We start from the raw sequence: 17869 nt of genomic DNA on the forward strand, positions 1-17869 counted from the left end.
GCTCAGCCCGCCCCGATGGGCGCGGCCACGTCGGTCACGGCCCGTCCTGTCGTCAGGCTCACCAGGCGCGCCAGCACGCCGCCGCTGTCGAAGCGTTCGCGGGCCACGGCGTGCCAGCCGTCGGGGTCGGCCTCGTCCTCCGCGATACGCCGGACGAGGTCATCGACGTCGGCCGAGATCCACTCGCGGGGGTAGATGAGGTCGGACCCGGCCCAGGCCAGCAGGGCCGGCATCGCGCCGGATGCGGCGCCGTCGGCGATGGTGAGGTGGAACGACTCGAAGTCGCTGACGGAAAGCACGATCCCGATCTGCTGGTACCACTGCGCCATGTCGTCGCCGTGTCCGTCGAGCAGTACGGAGCCGGGGCGGACGCGATTGATGCGCTCGATCCGCGCGAACTGCTCGTCGTAGTAGGCAGACTCCTCGGGCCGGTTGGCCATCCACGGGTAGTCGGCCGGCGTCTTGCCCTTGATCCGCAGCCGGTGGTCCAGGCCCCTGGCGTGCAGTCCTTCGAGGACATCGAGCGCGAGGTCGAGCCTCTTGCGCGCCGGGACGATGCCGACCAGCCCCAGGGTCCGTGCGGCCTCGTCGACCTTCGGCCGCCGCAGCAGCTGTGTGTCCACGGCGTTCGCCACCACGTGGGCCTTGTCCGACGGGACGCCGTGCCCGAGGACGGCAGCCTCGCGGATGAGGTCACCGACGAAGACGTACGCGTCGACGTTCTCGTGCTCGACCCGGGCGAGGTAGGGCCGCTGCAGCTCCTGCAGGTGCACCCGAACCACCAGACGCTGCTCGGGACGCACGTGCCGCGAATACCAGACCGCGTTGCCGAGACCCCACTCGCAGAACACCACGTCCGCCTCAGCGAGGAGGGCGCGGGACCGCGCCTCGTCGTGCTCACTGTGCGAGCGCCAGACGTCCGTCGTGACCACGGCACCCTGTTGCCGCAGCTCTTCCAGCAGGCCGGTCGCGAACTTCAGGTCGTGGCCGGCCACGAGCACACGCTGACCTCGGACGGAGGCGGGGTCGAGGTCGATGCGCGAATCCTGTGCCGCTGCCGCGCCGTCGAGGCGCGTGGCCGGCACCGGAGCGGCGCCGCCCGTCGGCACGAGCAGACGCACGCCGTTGACGCCATCGGAGCGCAACGCCAGGTCCAGGTCACCGTGCTCGTCCAGGAGCCCACGGCGCACGAGCCCGGCGAGCGAGTGCGTTCCGTTGATCGGGGTGGCGATCGGCTCACCCATGCTCGGCACGTCCGTGCTCGGCACGATCCGGTCCCACGGGCCGTAGAGATCGGCGAGCAGCAGGTCCTCGAACCACGTCCGTCCGATGGGCTCGTCGACGCGTGCGACGAAGTCACATGCGGTAGCCGTCAGCGACTCCCGCGACGAGTCGCGCACGGCGACTGTCGTTCCCGCGAGGGCGGCGCGCACGCCGTCCAGGTCACCCTCACACCAGATCTCGCGTGGCGGAACCGACTGTGCCGCAACGGACTCGGCCACCTCCGGGCGGGCTGGGTCGAGCAGCACGGCATACGTGGGCAGGGAAAGGGCGGCCACGGGGACACCCGCGGTCCTGGCGAGGATCGTCATCGCCGCGTCGACCGTGTGGGATCGCAGCACGGTGCGCATCTGCAGCCAGGACTCCGCGAGGCGCGCGGCGGGGTCGGTGGCCCACGACCGCAGCAGGGCTCGCCAGACGAGTGGGTCCGAGCTCGTTGGGACGGCGGACCCGAGCGTCTCGGTGATGCCGCGCCCTGCGCCCGAGAGCACGACGCCGCCACATGCCGCGACCTCGATGACCCGTCGCGAGAACATCGTCGGCGACGACGTCACCGAGTTGACGTTGAGGTTGACGAGGTGCGCCTTGTAGCTGTCGACGACGTCGGCGTAGGGCAGCGACCCGCGTACGTATGGTGCGAGCGTGCTCGGGAACCGGTAGGGCGAGTCGGGTACGTCGGCCTGGCGGTCGTAGATGGCCAGGCCGAACGGGCGCGCCGTCTCGAGCAGCTGCGACAGCTCCTGCGACCGCGTGGCATAACGCTCCCCGTAGTACGTCCCCGCGTAGGAGGCGGTCGTCTCGAACGGGCGGCCACCCGGCAGCGGGTTGTGCAGGCGCGGCTGGGCATAGAACGGCAGCGACGCGACCGACCGGACCGTGCCGACGCCGGCCGCCGCGTAGTCGACGATCTTGTCGGCGTCGGTCGTGAACACGTGGTCACACAGCGACGCGGTGCGCACGAACCGGTCGAAGTGGATCGGGTCCTCCTTGTTCCAGAACACCGAGGGGATGCCCTGATCGCGCGCGCTCGAGAGCAGCTCGGCCAGGTCGCGGTGCTCCTCAGGTGAGTAGTAGCCCACCCCGCGGTGCCACTCGCCGCCGTTGCCCTTCCATGCCGACTCGACGAGAACGAGGTCGAGACCCTCCAGCTGGTCGCGCCAGTGCGCTCGGTCGAGCGGGCGGACCGCGTACGAGGCCGAGAGCGTCGCGGTCGTGAACTCGTCTGCGACCAGCCCGATGCGCAGGTCTTCCAGCCGGACCGTCCGTTGGGCCGCCAGCGTCGCCGCGGCCCGTCCGACCGCACCCTCATGCGCCTGGACCAAAGTCGCGCCGAGCCTCGACCACGTCCGCTCGTCGAGGCACCAGAGCCGGCCGGCTCGGCCGAGGCCGACCCGCCGGTCAGGTTCGCGCACGAGCCGCTCCAGCACATCGGCGAGCGAGTCCGCGTCACCAGCGCGGAAGAGGGCGGCGCGACGCTCGTCACCTCCGGCGATGTCGAGGTGCGGTGCGACGTCGGACAGCACCACGGCCTTCGCGCTGCTCAGGGCCTCGAGCGGCTTCAGCGGCGAGACCATCTGGGTGACGGGCACCGAGATGCGCGGACACGGCATGATGTCGAAGCAGCTGATGAGGCGAGGCACGTCGGCCGCGGGAACCCGGCCCAGGAACGTCACTCGGTCCTCCAGCGCGCGCTCGAGCACCTGCTCCTTCAGGGCCGCCTCGGCACTCCCCGACCCGGCGAGGGCGACCTGCACGTCGACCCGACGGTCCCGTAGCACGGACACGGCGTCGATGAGGACGTCGAGGCCCTCGTAGGGCACCATGCTGCCCGCGAAGCCGATCACGGGCACGTCTGGACGCAGCCCCAGCTGGGCGGCATACGACTCGTCGCGCGGCAGCGGCACGAACTCCGCGGTGTCGACGGCGTTCGCCGCCACCGTGATCTTCTCGGCCGCCACACCACGTCGGACGAGCTCGTCCCGCGTCTGGGGCGTGATCGCGAGGACCGCGTCGGCCTCACGCGCGACGAGCGTCTCGAGCTCGGCCTGCAGGCGGTAGCGCTGGGTGGACTCCCAGCCAGGCTTGTCGGAGGCCTCGGTGATCTCCCAGAGCCCGCGCACCTCGTAGACGAACGGGACGCCGAGCCGGCGCGCCGCGATCAGGGCCGACAGGCCGACGCGGTAGTTGGACGCGGCCTGGATCACGCCGGGCCGACGCATCCGGGCCTCTCGCACGAAGGCGTCGGCGCACTGCTGGATGTAGTGGTCGGTCGGCGTGGGCGCGAGGGCGCGTCCCGGCAGGTGCACGTAGTCGATCCCGTCGACCTCGACGACGTGGCGCACCTGCTTCGGCTTGGCCACGTCCGCCTTGCCGTCCCACGGGTAGCCGGCCCGGCCGACGACCACGACGTCGCGGCCCGCGTCGCGCAGACCCCGCGCCACGCCACGGGTACGCAGTGAGTAGCCGTTGGTGTTGAACGCCGGCGTGGAGTGGACGCAGTAGAGGACCCGCGACGACTCCGCGACGTAGGCCGGCCCGGCACCACGTGCCGGCAGAGAGATGCCGTCACGACGGATGCGGTCGGCTGCCAGGATCCGCTCGGCGAGCTCGCGCTGGGACGCGTCCAGGTCGCCGACGATCTCTGGATGGGCGGCGATCATCGCCGCCGGCTCCTCGATGAGGCCCTGGTGATACCAGGCCCGCGTCAGCACGTGGCCCAGACGTCCGGGCGTCGGCGACTCCTGGAACCTGGCGATCAGCTCGTCGTAGGAGTAGTCACGCAGGCGCCTCTCGCCGGCCCCACCCGCGGGCACCGCGGGTGACGACGCAGTGGTCACCGTCCCGGGCTCACGCGCGGTGGGCGCCGACACCCCGGACGCGTTCGTCGCCAGGGACTGCGCACGAGGTCGCAGGAGCGACGCAGGCCTGGCGATGACTCGAGCGAGCCGGTAGGTCCGCGAGCCCCGCACCCGCTTGAGGTCGGCCTTGAGGCGCGCGCTCTCGGCCCGGTACGCATCGAGGGCGGCGTTCGCACTGCCGAGACGCTGGGTGAGCTCCGCCTTCTCCCGGCGCAGCCGCTCGAGCTCCTTGCGGTTCTTGGCGGCCTCCTTGAGCTTCTTGCGCGAGGTACGGTCGCGCTGGTCCAGCTCGAGATACTTCGTCCAGAGGTTACTAGCGTCGCTCTTGACCTCGGCGAGCACGCGTCGCTCCAGATCGCGCGGATCCCGCTGCTCGTCAGGGTGCATCACTTGTTTCTGCCGTTCTGTCACATTGTGTCCGCCGACAGTCTAGGCAGCGAGCGGATTTGCCTCGACACGCTTCGCCGGCATTGGCCGGTATAGCCTGTCATGGCCTCAGACCCGGTCGGGCGCGGCCGGCCCGAGAAGGAGACATTCGATGTCCGAGCTTCAAGACGGCGGTCCTAGCCGGCTCATGCATCACGCGGGGTGTTGCACAGCCAGCCTGAATCGTCGCCGCCGGATCAATGGACCGGCGTGACCAGCGACGCACTCATGCCGCGCCTGACCTCTCAGGGCGGGTCGGTGACCCTGTCGAGCGGACGACGTCTCGGGATCAAGATCGACCTCCTTGGCGACGTTGAGGGGCTGCAGGACGGAGGGGCCGTTCCCGTGTGGCTGGTCCCTGGTTCGCGCATGGTTGGCCATGGCATCCCGGCTCGCAACAGTGGTCCACAGCCGGAGGACGTTGCGCTCCCAGCGGTAGTCGTCACGTTCGAGCCCTGCGAGGTCGACTCTGCCTCTGAGCAAGGCGAACTCACCGACGTCCTCGCCCGCCTTTGCGACCGGCTTGGGCGAGAGATCGTCCTACTCGGGCAGGACGAGACTGCCGAGGAGGCGCTCGCGCAGGCCGCCGCCCTGGGGCAAGCCGCCAGTTGCCTGGTGTGGTCGCTCCCGCGCCGGGACGCCGGGGATGGAGCCCCCCTTTCCCCCGGAAATACATCATGGGGACGGCGTACGGTCATCCTGCAGGACGCCGCCGACCCCGGCATCCGCACCGGCCTCGGGCCCCGAATGCGGGCCCTTGGCTATGTCCACCGCGGGCGTGGACTGCACACGACCGCAACAGGTCATTGCGCGATCATCCTTCGGTTCGGCACCGATGACCACACCCCCTCTCCGACGTTGCTCAGGGTCGCCCTCGGCTCTCTCCTCGATCCAGGGCGGCCCGCCCGCAGCGTCTTCGAGGCGCTCCAGGGCGCGGGCTTCATCGACGCCGCGTCGGCGCTGGCGCTCCCCCGCGACCTGAGACGTGAGGCGTGGTCACTGCTGGCCGATGCGGCCCTCGAGGCCGAGCCGGTTGCCTCTGATCGGCAGTCCGTTCGCATGAGCGGAGTCAAGACCGGAGTCGGCGGTCTGACTTTCGAGTTCAGTCTCACCTGCGACGCAGACGACCCGACGGACGCGCCGCTCCGAGTCATCACCGCCTCGCCCTCAGCCACACTGCGCACCGAATGTCCAGGCACCCTCAAGGTGGCGGTGGTCGACGGGCTGGGTAACCGCCTGCAGACGCTCTGGTCACGCTGGCCGATCGCCGACAGCGGCGCGCAACGTTCCCTCGCGCCGGTCGTGTTCGTCTACGGCAGCTGTGTCACCCGCGACGCCTTTGCGCTTAGCGGGGCGCCGCCACTCGCCGACTACATCGCGCGGTCGCCACTCGGCAGCGCCTTCTCGCCGCCCCCCGATGCGCAAGACCTCATCCGGCTCGAGGACAACCCCTCAGCGTTCCAGCGGCGCATGGTCGACGTGGACCTCAACAAGGGGTTGGCCACGCTGCTCGAAAGCACAAGATTTGACCTGCTCGTGCTCGACTTCATCGACGAACGACTATCGATGGTTCGCACGGGCTCGGGCTTCGTTACGTACTCACCTGAGGCAGAACGATGCGGCCTGAGGCCGGACACGGCAGACCTGGTGAGTCCGGGTTCAGCCGAGCACGTCGCGGCGTTCACGTCGGGGCTCGACGCGCTCATCGCGGTGGTCCCCTCAGACCGGATACTCGTCAACAAGGTGTATTGGGCCACGACGACAGCCGACGGGGAGCCGCTCGCCCACGCCGACTCGATCCGCCAGAACAACGAGACGCTGGACGCCCTGTATACCCTCTCGGCCGATCGGGACCTGCGCTTCCTCCACTACCCCGAACGCGTCTTCGTCTCCGATCCTGCTCACAAGTGGGGCCTGTCGCCCTTTCATTACGCAGGCACCCTTTACGACCACACCCTGCGAGGAATTGCAGGGGCCTTTTCGGATCTCTCTGTTCACGCGACAGCATCCCGCCGTTAGACGACGGCGTGCCAACTTAGCGCCGGAACAGTTCGATCTCCTTCGGCACAATGACATCGGCAGCCGTCTGCTTCTCTACCCGCCGCGCTGCCGCCCGGGACATTGACGCGAAGAGCTCTTCATCGTGGGCAAGAGTCCAGATCGCCTCTGCCAGGCCAGCCGCATCCTCGCCCTCCGCCATGAAACCGCACTGCGTGTCGACGAACTCCGGAACCGCAGCGACCGCCGAAGTGACCGGCACGAGACCCGAGGCCATCGCCTCGTCACGGGACACCCCTTGAGCATCCATGCGTGTGGGTGTGAGGAAAACACCAAAGTCCTTGTGGATGCGCGCGATCTCTTGGTGCGTGAGGAACTGGCGGCGAATCTCCACGTTCTCCAAGCCACGCAACGGGGCTAGCGTTTCCTCGAACAACGGCCCGTCGCCGATAAAGCAGAATTGGATATCGCTGAAACCCTCGCGGTCACTGAGAAGCCGGACTGCCTCGACGCTAAGGTCATTGGCGTACTTACGCGAGGCGTAGGGGCGGATCGTGAGGACGCGTCGGCGCTGCTCCGGCCGCTTCGGAACGTAGGTGAAGATTGACGTGTCGATGGGATTGTGGATTATCGAGAAGCGGTCCTCAGGAAGCCTGATACCAACATCCTCGAAAACTTCCTCCGCAAAATATCGGGACACGAAGATGAAATGCATGTTGTCAGGTGCCTCGCGGAAGACCTCTTGCCAGAAGGACATTCGCGCGTCCGAGGCCATCTTTGCCGTGGCGAGCTCGTCCTCGTCCTTGAAGTTGTACTCGCGGCGCCACCATGGCTGAACTTCGGAGCCATGCACCCAGACGTAAACACCCTTGAGGTTCGACTGCTGCCGAAGGGCCTGCCAGATGAGCGGGTCAAGGAAATGAACTAGCGCGTTGTCGACGTCGCCGCTGCGCAGGCACGCGCTCAGATCGTCGATCGGCACCTCGGCCACGTCGACGTCTTCGAACTCCCGGAAGGTCGAGCGCGAGGTCCGGCTCGGCAAGAGAACCTCGACTTTCCGACCGTGCTCCCGATAGGCCCGGACGCGGGTGTGGATAAAGCCGTTGCGGTACAGGTTGTCGTAGGAGGGATAGACGTTGGTCACGACGAGGTCCCGTGCGCGGGTGAGGACGCCCGAGTTGGCCTCGTGGTGGTGGTGAGGGATGAACCGCTTGACGGTTGCGCGGCCCGGACCAAGCACCCGCAGTCCCACACAAAGCTCTACGGTGCCCGGGGGGAGGTCGATGCCGACGTTGATGAGGTTAGGCACCATGACGTGCCCCAGCCGCTGGCCGTTACTCCCCATGAAGAGAAAGGTCAGGGTCAGGTCCAGACCGGGCGCACACTCGAAGTACACGAACCGGTCTCGCGCAAGATCGAGCACGTTGGGCTGAAGCCGCTTGCTGCTGTACACATAGCGGTGCTTGCCCGGGGCCAACGTGGAGATGATTGTGGGCAGCGGGCCAGTCGTGTCTACCCGGATCTCCCCCGACCGGCCCTCAAGCCCGTCGAGCAGCTCAGACACGGCGATCCCGAGGTTGTCGTCCACGTCGACGGTCGCGAGCGCAGCGTGTCGTCGCATGTCGTCGAGGCCGTGCCCTCGGTCCAGCTCGAGGTCGAGCACGTCCGCCATCCTCTCGACTGGAAGCGCGGCACCGCCGCGGCAGTAGTTGAAAGGGTCGATCGCCAAGCCTTCCATCGTGATCGCATCGATCCGTTGCGCGCTGAAGTAACTGGGCAGGGCGGACAGCCGGATTACAGACGCCCGCGCCGGGAGTGTTGGGTGTGACGTGAACGAACCCGTGTCGGAGGAGAGCATCGGCCCCTGGGTCGTGGCCGCAAAGTGCCGCCCCTTACCTGCCGCAGGCAGCGAACTCCAACCAAGCGCCAACGTAGCGTCCGTCACATAGTTGGGGCCGTAGTAGTCGGACGGGTCAAAGACGCTGACGAACTCGCATCCGGCCTTCTCGGCTGTGACCTGCACCGTCGCAGGATCCATGGAGGAGAGAAGCACCAGCTCCGCGTTGGCCCAGCCGCCGAGCACCTCATCGCGGGCCTTCTCGGCTGCCAGGGCACCGTTAGCGTGAACCGCCACCTTCAGCGGCTTCCACGTCTGACGGTTGACCGCCTCGCGGACCGACTCCAGTTCAGTGACGTTGGCAACGTCGGCGACGACCAGTACGCCAGCATCGACCCTCGACTGGGTTGCCACGTTGTTGACGCGCGCTATGAACGCCAGCCGCTCGCCGTACGTGTGGTCCGAAAGCACCTTGCGTAGTGCAGCCGCGCGCACCCGCTCGACTCCGTGCGGTATTCGCTCGAGGCGGTCGAGGACGCGGGCTACCTCAGCCGCGCTATCCGTTGCAACCACAAGGTCACCGAACATCGACCTCAGTCCTCGCGAGAAGTTGCTGACGACGAGCGTGTTCGAGGCCATGAGTTCGTAGACCCGGCGAGCGAACATCGATTGCGACTGCTTGACGGAGTTGAGGTTGAGATTGTAGGTGTAACCCTTGTACGCGACGCCGATTTCGTGGGGTGCGAGGCCTCCAACGATCTCGTCGTGAAACTCCTCGGGAAACGCATACTCCGCGATCTGCTTGGCATGGTTTCGGTCGTAGATGGCGAGCGGCCCACGGCGACGCAAAGCCCGAGAGAGGGCGTCGAGATCAGCGGTGCGTTCGGGATACCGCCGGTAATACGCGCCGGCGAACGCCGTACCGTCGGTGCGTTCGAACGACTCGAGCGGGTTGTGCAGCGCTGGCTGCGCCGCGAACGGCAAGAAGTGGACCCGCTCGTGCCCAAGGCGTGCCTTGTAGAGAGGAACGCAATCCATGTCGGTGGTGAACACGCTGTCGAACTCGGCGGCAACGGTGAGGAAGGTCGCGAAATGAACCGGGTCTTCCTTGTTCCAGAAGGCTGTAGGCACGCCCCTCTCACGGCACCACGCAAGAATCCCCTGAAGCTCGGGGTCGAGCCTCGGTATGGTGTTCCACCACAACTCCCGGTGACCACGCCAAGCCGACTCCACGAGCAACAGATCCGGCTGACTTGCGCACAGCTCGACTTCCCAGTTCTTGGGAGTGAGCGGCACGAAGTCGGCTTCGGGGCTGAAGCACTGTGCACTGAATTCGTCGAGAATGCAGGCGACGACCAAGCGATCATTCGCTCGAGCTCTGGCGAGCAACTGTTGCTCGTCAAAGAGCATTTCGGGCCGCTGCGGGGTCTGACGCTCTGCTGTCGTGGTCAACGACGGGACTCCTTCGCTGCTCGATAAGCACGCCGCATTTCGGGAATCAGTCGGAACAGGCCGCGAGGTGACCGCGCGTCGCGCAGCGCGGCGCCGAGGATGTAGGTCCCACTGTTGCGCAGCCCGACGAGGGTTCGACGGTACGAGTCACGCTCCGCCTGCGTTACGCAATGGCGCGACGCCTCCTCGTGCAGTTCCTCGCGAAGCGCCGCCTCGATGTCACCGTGGCGCGACGCCTCCTCGTGCAGTTCCTCGCGAAGCGCCCTCTCGATGTTGTTGTGGCGCGAGCGCTCAAGGGTCACTTCCTCGCGAAGCGCCGTCTCCAGGTCACTGTGGCGCGAGCGCTCAACGCTCAGATCCTCGCGGGCCTTGACCTCGGCGGCATTGAGACGGCGTGCCTCTTCCTCCTGAGCCTCAATGTGCCGACGAACGACTTTGAGGTCGCTCCTGACCCGCTCGTGCCGGGCAACGAGGCTTGCCACCTTTACCCGCAGCTCGTCGGCCACATCGATCTGCGCACGAAGGCGGTTCTGTGCCTCGGCTCCCGCCCGCTCCAGCTCGCTCGCTTGCAGCTTCCAATCGGCCGCAAGTCTTTCGTTCGACGCGCAGCGCCCCTCCGCCTTCTCGAGGGCCACAAGACGCTCGTCCAGAGTGGACCGCAGGCGAGCCTGCTCGGCCACTTCTCTTGTCAACTGCCGGTTCAATGTCTCCGCGCGCTCGCGTTCGGCAGCCAAGTCTCGCCGCAAGTCGGCGGCGGCCTCTCTCGCCTCGACCAACTGCAGGCCCAGGTCGCGCACGGCCCAAGTGGCTCGGGCGTGACTGGTGTCTAGACGCCGGGCGAGCTCAGACTGCGTAGAGGCAAGCTGCTTCGTGAGTTGTTCGAGCTGAAGTCGGGTGCCCTCAGCCGTGGAGAGCATCACCTGCATATCGCCAGCGCGAGACTCGCCAGGGCCCGAAACCGCCTGGGCGAGTGACCGGTATTGCATGTTCGCCTGGTCTAGCCGCTGGCGGTCGCTCCGCGACTGCTCGAGCAGTGCGTAGTGAGCCAGGGCTACCTCTCGCAGTCGCGACCGCAGTCCCTCGATCTCCGACAGTTGTTCGAGGTGGACGAAGCAGTGAGTGGGTGAAGCATTCCAGACCCCAATCCAGATGTAGTCGTGGTCATCGAGCGTCGACTCGACGAGTTCGAAATCGGCTTCGTTCAGACACTCGACGTAAACGAGAGGACGGTCCTGCTGAAGGAGCGCCGAGGCGCCGCGAAGCACATCCACCTCCGCTCCCTCGACATCGATCTTTACGAGGCGCACGGGGGCGTCGAAAGTCACGCTGTCGAGAGTGACTACTTCGACAGAGGGACCGTGGTCTCCCTCAGGGGCAACCCGCTGACCGCCGAGGTTGGACGGGTCGTCACATACGAGCACACCCTTGCCGTGGGAGGCTCCGACCGCGACGCGGTGGATTTGCACCAACTGCTGCACGCCGTTGCGTTCGGCCGACTCGTCGATGGCCTGCGTCAGGTGCTCGTCGGGCTCGAAGGCCTCGACGCGGCATCCCAGCACGCAGGCCATGAAGAGCGTGTGGTTGCCGACGTTGGCGCCGACGTCCAGTGCGAGATCACCTGGTCGCAGGCGCCTGGCGAACTCCGCGAGCAACTCCTCCTCGTAGGGGGCGCCCTCCTTGAGAACTCGGCCCTGGATGTAGTCGGTCTCCGCATCGGGAACACGCAGATGGTAGGCGGCATCACGCCACCGGACCTCCGCCCACCCCGAGGAGGCTTGGTCGGTCAACGCCAGATGCCCCGGGTGTCGATGACGGCCTTCTCCTCGAGGACCGAACGGTTGAGCCGCTTGAACTCCTTGTGGTCGACGAGGAGCACGACGATGTCGGCGGCCGTGATGCCGGCCATCGTGCCCTCGAGACGCACGTTGTCGAAGCCGGTCAGCGCCGTCGGCAGAGTGTCGACGTTCGGCTCGATCGCGAGGATCGTCGCGTCCGGGTGGCGCTGCGCGAGCTGCCGGGTGATCTCGAGCGCCGGCGACTCGCGCAGGTCGTCGATGTCCGGCTTGAAGGCCAGGCCGAGGGCGGCGATCACGGGTCGCTTGAACCGGTCGGCACGCTCCTTGACCCGACCGAGCACGACCTCGGGCTTGCGGTCGTTGACCTCGCGAGCCGTCCGGATGAGGCGGGCGTCCTCGGGCACCGCGCTCACGATGAACCACGGGTCGACAGCGATGCAGTGACCGCCGACGCCGGGACCGGGCTGGAGGATGTTGACGCGGGGGTGCTTGTTGGCGAGCTCGATCAGCTCGAAGACGTCGATGCCGAGGCGCTCGGCGATGATCGACAGCTCGTTGGCGAAGGCGATGTTGACGTCGCGGAACGAGTTCTCGGTCAGCTTGGCCATCTCGGCGGTCGTGGCGTCTGTGAGATGCAGCTCGGCGTCGCAGAAGATGCCGTAGAGGTCGCGGGCCCGCTCGGCGGCGCCACGGGTCAGGCCGCCGATGATGCGGTCGTTGGTGACGAGCTCGATCATGACGCGCCCCGGGAGCACCCGCTCGGGGCAGTGCGCGAACTCAACGACGGGACGGCCACCGGCGCCGTCGAGCGACAGGTCGGGGCGGGCGTCGAGGACGCGCTGGGCAAGGTGCTCGGTGGCGCCGGGCGGGGAGGTCGACTCGAGGATGATGAGCTCGCCGCCGGAGAGCTGCGGGACGATCGCGTCGGTCGCGGCGTCGATGTAGCTGAGGTCGGCTTCGTGACCGTCCTTGAAGGGGGTCGGGACGGCCACGATGTACGTGTTCGCCTTCGGCGTCTCCTTCTGCGCGCGCAGCAGGCCCTTGCTCACGGCGCCCGCGACGTGGGTCGCGAGGTCGGGCTCGACGAAGGGCACCTCACCACGGTTGACGGCGTCGACGTGGCGGTCGCTGACGTCGACCCCGATCACCTCGACGCCGTTGCTCGCGAGGATCGCGGCCGTCGGCAGTCCGATGTAGCCCAGGCCGATGACGGCCACGGTCTGTGAGCCCACGGCCGATGCGGTGGGAGCGGGTGCGCTGAGGGTTTGCGCGGTCACGGGTTCTGCCCCTTCAGAAGATGACGTGGTCCACCGCCCGTCCGTACGCGACGACACGGGAGTTGGCCAGCAGCTCCGCTGACGATGCCTCCCAGGTGTGCGCCCGGGTGGAGGACCGAATCTGGACGAAGCCGAACCTATCGCACGAATAAACCCGGAGCCCGCTGCCGACCACCCGGCGGAGGAAGGCCGTGTCCTCACCGCGGGCGACGTCCTCGAACGGGTGGGCCCGGGCCACCTCTCGGGGCGTCACGATGGTCGGCCCCATGACGAAGTCGGTGAACTGGTGCTCACGCTCCGGGAAGCGCACCACCGTGACGTCCTGGGCCTCGAGGTACATGTGGTGGGCCTGCTTGCCGACGACGCCGGCGCCGGAGTAACCGAGGGCGTTCAGCTGGTCGCGCAGGTAGTGCGGACCGTAGACGTCGTCGTCGTCCATCTTCGCCACGACGTCGCCCTCCGCTGCCTCGACCAGACGGTTGAGACACGCGCCGAGGCTCGTGTCGGACGGGGCCGTGAGCGTCCGGAACGACGCGAGCCCGAGGTCACTGGCCAACCCCGCCAGGCCGACGGGCGCCTCGAAGCCGTGCGTGAGCAGGACGAGCTCGACGTCGACGTCCTGCTGCGCCGCGACGGTGCGCACGACGTGCTCGAGCTGGCCGGGCCGGTTCGACGACACGAGTGCCGACACCGAACGCGGCCGCACGACGTGGACCCCCAGCCCGACGGCACCGAGCACGTCGTCGACCCGGTGGGCGTACGTGTGGCCGCGCCAGATCCGTCGCTGCGCCGAGTGGACCATCCGGTCACGCAGCTCAGGGCTGTTCACGAGCGCCCGCAGCGTCCACTCGGCCTCCTGCGCCTCGCCGACCTGGGGCACCTCGTCGGAGGGGAAGAACGCGCCGATCGCGGGGCTCGGGGTCGACACAACGGGCGTGCCGCACGCCGTGATCTCGAAGATGCGCCGCGCGCACATGCTCGGGCTGCCGACCACGCTGTTGACGTTGAGGAACACCTTGTACGCCCGGTATGCCGTGAGCATCTGCGCATACGTCAGCGACCCCACGACGCGCTCGCCCAGCTCGCCGGGGAACTGGTAGCGCTCGTCGCCCCCGAGGTAGCGTGAGAAGATCTCCAGGCCGTACGGCATACGCCCGGAGACCTGTGCGGCCGCGCCGAGGAGCAAGTCCATCTGCTCACGCCGCTCCGGGTGGCGGTGCGCGAAGTACATGCCGGCGAACGCGATGTCCCGCGCCTGGTGCCCCACGATCGGCCGCACGGGATTGTGGATTGCCGGCTGCGCGGCGAACGCCATCACGCCGACGCGGTCGTGGCCGAGGTCGCGACGGTAGTCGGGCAGCCGGTCGCTGTCGGTCGTTCGGACATGGTCGAAGAGCCGCGCGGTCTCGAGGAAGTCCGCGTAGTGGCTCGGGTCCTCCTTGTTCCAGAAGACGGTCGGCACGCCAGCCTCACGGCAGGATGCGACGAGCTCGACGAGGTCGGCGCGCGGCGCGGACGGGCCGGTCAGGGCGTACTGCCAGGCGTCGGAGTTGCCGTGCCACGCCGACTCGACGAAGAGCAGGTCGAGTCCGGCGACCTGCTCGCGCCACGTCGAGGGGCGCAGCACGACCTGGTGCCACTCCGGCGCGAACGCCGTCCGGCTGAAGTCGTCGAGGATGACACCGACGCGCAGGGCCGGCCGCGCCGGGCGGCGTTCGGGCGTCGGCCACGGCTCGAACGCCGCGGGGTCGAACGCGTCGCCGCGCGCCTGCCCGCGGCGGATGGACCGGCGCGAGAGGAACGTGCGCAGCTGCGGGAGGCCGCCGCGGCGCAGGTGCCAGAGGGCCTTGCGCAGGTCCCCTCGGGGAGTCGCCGTCGGCATCGCTCTCGCAGTCCTGTGTCGTCGGGCGTCGGCCGGGAGGCCTCCCGGGCGACCGCTGGCCGGGCGCCAATCTAGCCCACGGCGCGCCCGGCGACCCTCGGACGTTTGGGTGAACTCTGTCCTGCTATTGCACAATTGGGCCCATGCGACGGTCCAGGACGAAGAGTGCCCTCCTGGGCCTCGTCATCCTCCTGGTCAACGTCTCCATCGTCGTCGCCGTCGTCTCGCTGACCGGCGGCGGCCCCGACGGCACACCCGAGCTGCCGCCGTCGGCGGGCGCGAAGACGTCGAGCTCCGGCACCCCGGTCCCCGGCACGAAGCCGCCGTCGGGCACGACACCGGCGGCCACGGCGCTGGCCGCCCAGGCTGCGGGCCTCGTGGGCTCGGGGCGCGGCCTCACGATCGCGGTGCTGGGCGACGGCACCGGCGACGAGGACGGCGAGTGGGTCCAGGTCATGGCGAAGCTGCTCGGCCAGACCCATCAGGTCAAGCTGCGCAACCTCAACGAGTCCGACCCCACGCGCTACGACGCCGCCGTCGACTACGGCACGTCGGGGCCGAAGGCCACCGTCTGGAACGGCAGTCGCCGCGACGTCGGGGCCGCGTATGCCGCCCGAAGGCTAGACTTCCTCGTCCCCGCGCGTCCTGACGTGGTGCTCCTCAGCTACGGGCGCAACAACACCGCCTCGACGATGCCGGGCGCGCTCAACAGCACGTATGCCGCCCTCCGTGCCAGGTGGCCGGCCGTCCCCGTCCTGGTCGTCCTCCAGGCCCAGGACCGCGACGACGCCATCGGGCCCGTGCGGGTCGCCGCAGAGGACTGGGCGGCCACCAACGGCGTGCCGACGGTCGACGTCGCCGGCGCGTTCTCGGCCGCGGGCGACCCCAACCGGTTCGTCTCGGTCGTCGACCCGCCGAGCGTCAACTCGAAGGGTGGCCGTCTCTGGGCACGCACGGTGTTCGACGCCCTCGGCGGCGACGTGTCGGCCCTGCCCGCCGACGGCTCCCTGCCCGAGACCACGCCCCCCGCCGAGACCACGCCCGGCGCCGAGTCCGCGACCACCGAGGGCTGAGCCCGCCGCGGGTGGCGAGCCGACCGAACTCCCGGCCGCACGCCGAGGCGGAGGCTAACCTCACCCCATGCGCGTGCTCGTCACCGGCGGAGCCGGGTTCATCGGCTCGAACTTCGTGCTGCGCGCCCACGAGACCCGGCTCGACTGGTCGCTGACGGTGCTCGACGCCATGACGTATGCCGCCAACCGCCACTCGCTCGCGCCGGTCCTCGCGGACCTCGGCGGAGACGGCTCGGTGCGTCTCGTCGAGGGGTCCGTCGCCGACGCTGCCCTCGTCGACGACCTCGTCGCCGGGCACGACGTCGTCGTCCACTTCGCCGCCGAGTCGCACAACGACAACTCGCTCGACAGCCCGTGGCCGTTCGTCGAGAGCAACGTCGTGGGCACCTTCACGCTCCTCGAGGCGATCCGCCGCCACGACCGGCGCCTGCACCACATCTCGACCGACGAGGTCTACGGCGACCTCAAGCTCGACGAGCACGAGCGCTTCACCGAGCGGACGCCCGTCAACCCGTCCTCCCCCTACTCGGCGACGAAGGCCGGCGCCGATCTGCTCGTTCGAGCCTGGATCCGGTCGTTCGGCATCAAGGCCACCATCTCGAACTGCTCGAACAACTACGGCCCACGCCAGCACGTCGAGAAGTTCATCCCGCGCCAGATCACGAACATCCTCGACGGCATCCGCCCCAAGGTCTACGGCTCGGGCCTCAACGTGCGCGACTGGATCCACGTCGACGACCACAACGACGCCGTCATCGCCGTCCTCGAGCAGGGCCGTCTGGGCGAGACCTACCTCATCGGTGCCGACGGCGAGCGCAACAACCTCGAGGTCGTCGAGACGCTCCTCGAGATCATGGGCCGCCCCGCCGACTGGTTCGACCACGTCGACGACCGCCCCGGCCACGACCTGCGCTACGCCATCGACGCCACGAAGCTGCGCGTCGAGACGGACTGGAGTCCCCGCTACGGCGACCTGCGCGCGGGTCTGGTTGCGACGGTCGAGTGGTACGCCGCACATCGCGAGTGGTGGTCGGACGCGAAGGTCGAGGCCGAGCGGACCTACGCCCGGCTGGGCCGATGACCGACGGCAGCGGCGCGCTCCGCGTGCTCGTCACGGGAGCCGCCGGGATGCTCGCGCGCGACCTGGTGCCGGCGCTGCGAGCCGCCGGCCACGCGGTCACGGCCCTCGGTCGACCCGACCTCGACGTCACCGACGCCGCCGAGTGCGTCGCCGGAGTGGCGGGGCATGACGTCGTCATCAACACGGCCGCGTGGACGGCGGTCGACGACGCGGAGACCCATGAGGCGCAGGCCTTCTCGGTCAACGCCGTGGGTGCCGCGAACCTGGCCCGCGCGGCCGGGCGCACCGGCGCGCGCCTCGTCCAGCTCTCCACCGACTACGTCTTCGACGGCACCGACACGACCCCGTATGCCGCCGACCACCCCGTCGCCCCGCGCTCGGCCTACGGGCGCACCAAGGCCGCCGGTGAGTGGGCCGTCCGGGCGCTGTGCCCCGACGCTGTCGTCGTGCGTACGGCCTGGCTCTACGGCCCGGGCGGGTCGAACTTCGTCGCGACGATGCTGCACCTGGCCACCGAGCGCGAGACCCTCTCGGTCGTCGACGACCAGGTCGGCCAGCCCACCTCGACCGCCGAGCTGTCGGCGCTGCTGGTGCGCCTCCTCGACGCGGGCCTGCCCGCCGGCACCTTCCACGGCACGGCCGCGGGCGCCGCGACGTGGTACGGCCTGGCCCGGGCCGCGTTCGAGCTGTCGGGCCTCGACCCCGAGCGGATCGCACCCGCGACGACGGCGAGCTTCCCGCGCCCGGCCCACCGGCCGGCATACGGCGTCCTCTCGCACGACAGCCTGACCGCCGCCGGTGTCGAGCCGATCGGCGACTGGCGCGACGGCCTGCGGGCCCACCTGGCGACGCGCTGACGGCCCGCGGCGCGCACGTCTGCCGCCCGTTCCGGCGGGTGCCCGTCGACT

The 17869-nt window shown here is 68.9% G+C and carries 9 protein-coding genes; 4 read left to right on the forward strand and 5 right to left on the reverse strand.

The window, feature by feature from the left end:
- Window positions 1-2: 2 nt before the first annotated feature.
- Window positions 3-4526, reverse strand: a complete 4524-nt coding sequence (locus tag H9I49_RS11605) for a glycosyltransferase (protein ID WP_223128642.1) — start codon at window positions 4524-4526, stop codon at window positions 3-5.
- A 249-nt stretch (window positions 4527-4775) separates the two neighbouring features.
- Between H9I49_RS11605 and H9I49_RS24450 the strand changes: the two genes are divergently transcribed.
- Complete coding sequence (locus H9I49_RS24450) at window positions 4776-6584, forward strand: DUF6270 domain-containing protein (RefSeq protein WP_188030547.1); 1809 nt, start codon at window positions 4776-4778, stop codon at window positions 6582-6584.
- A 16-nt stretch (window positions 6585-6600) separates the two neighbouring features.
- On the opposite strand, the gene H9I49_RS11615 is transcribed toward H9I49_RS24450, so the two are convergent.
- The 4 genes from H9I49_RS11615 to H9I49_RS11630 are packed head-to-tail and all read right to left on the reverse strand — an operon-like array spanning window position 6601 to window position 14807.
- The gene (locus H9I49_RS11615) at window positions 6601-9852 is read right to left on the reverse strand and encodes a glycosyltransferase (protein WP_188030548.1); all 3252 of its coding nucleotides are present in this window, start codon (window positions 9850-9852) and stop codon (window positions 6601-6603) included.
- Window positions 9849-11639: an FkbM family methyltransferase gene (locus H9I49_RS11620; protein WP_188030549.1), complete on the reverse strand. Its 1791-nt coding sequence runs from the start codon at window positions 11637-11639 to the stop codon at window positions 9849-9851. Before H9I49_RS11620 ends, H9I49_RS11615 begins: the two co-directional genes overlap by 4 nt.
- On the reverse strand, window positions 11636-12925 hold the full coding sequence (wecC, locus tag H9I49_RS11625) for a UDP-N-acetyl-D-mannosamine dehydrogenase (protein WP_370587541.1): 1290 nt from the start codon (window positions 12923-12925) through the stop codon (window positions 11636-11638). The genes H9I49_RS11620 and wecC overlap by 4 nt, the downstream gene beginning before the upstream one ends.
- Window positions 12926-12938: 13 nt before the next feature.
- Window positions 12939-14807 (reverse strand): glycosyltransferase, encoded by a 1869-nt coding sequence (locus tag H9I49_RS11630; RefSeq protein WP_188030550.1) that lies wholly within the window; start codon window positions 14805-14807, stop codon window positions 12939-12941.
- 143 nt (window positions 14808-14950) lie between these two features.
- On the opposite strand from H9I49_RS11630, the gene H9I49_RS11635 reads away from it, so the two are divergent.
- The 3 genes from H9I49_RS11635 to rfbD all read left to right on the forward strand — a co-directional run bounded on the left by H9I49_RS11635 (window position 14951) and on the right by rfbD (window position 17818).
- Window positions 14951-15880, forward strand: a complete 930-nt coding sequence (locus H9I49_RS11635) for an SGNH/GDSL hydrolase family protein (protein ID WP_188030551.1) — start codon at window positions 14951-14953, stop codon at window positions 15878-15880.
- Window positions 15881-15947: 67 nt separating this feature from the next.
- Window positions 15948-16961: a dTDP-glucose 4,6-dehydratase gene (gene rfbB / locus H9I49_RS11640; RefSeq protein WP_188030552.1), complete on the forward strand. Its 1014-nt coding sequence runs from the start codon at window positions 15948-15950 to the stop codon at window positions 16959-16961.
- A complete protein-coding gene (gene rfbD, locus H9I49_RS11645; RefSeq protein ID WP_188030553.1) occupies window positions 16958-17818 on the forward strand; it encodes a dTDP-4-dehydrorhamnose reductase in 861 nt (286 codons plus the stop codon). The genes rfbB and rfbD overlap by 4 nt, the downstream gene beginning before the upstream one ends.
- Window positions 17819-17869: the final 51 nt, after the last annotated feature.

The organism is Terrabacter sp. MAHUQ-38 (assembly GCF_014518425.1).
In the GTDB taxonomy this organism is placed as follows: Bacteria; Actinomycetota; Actinomycetes; order Actinomycetales; family Dermatophilaceae; genus Terrabacter.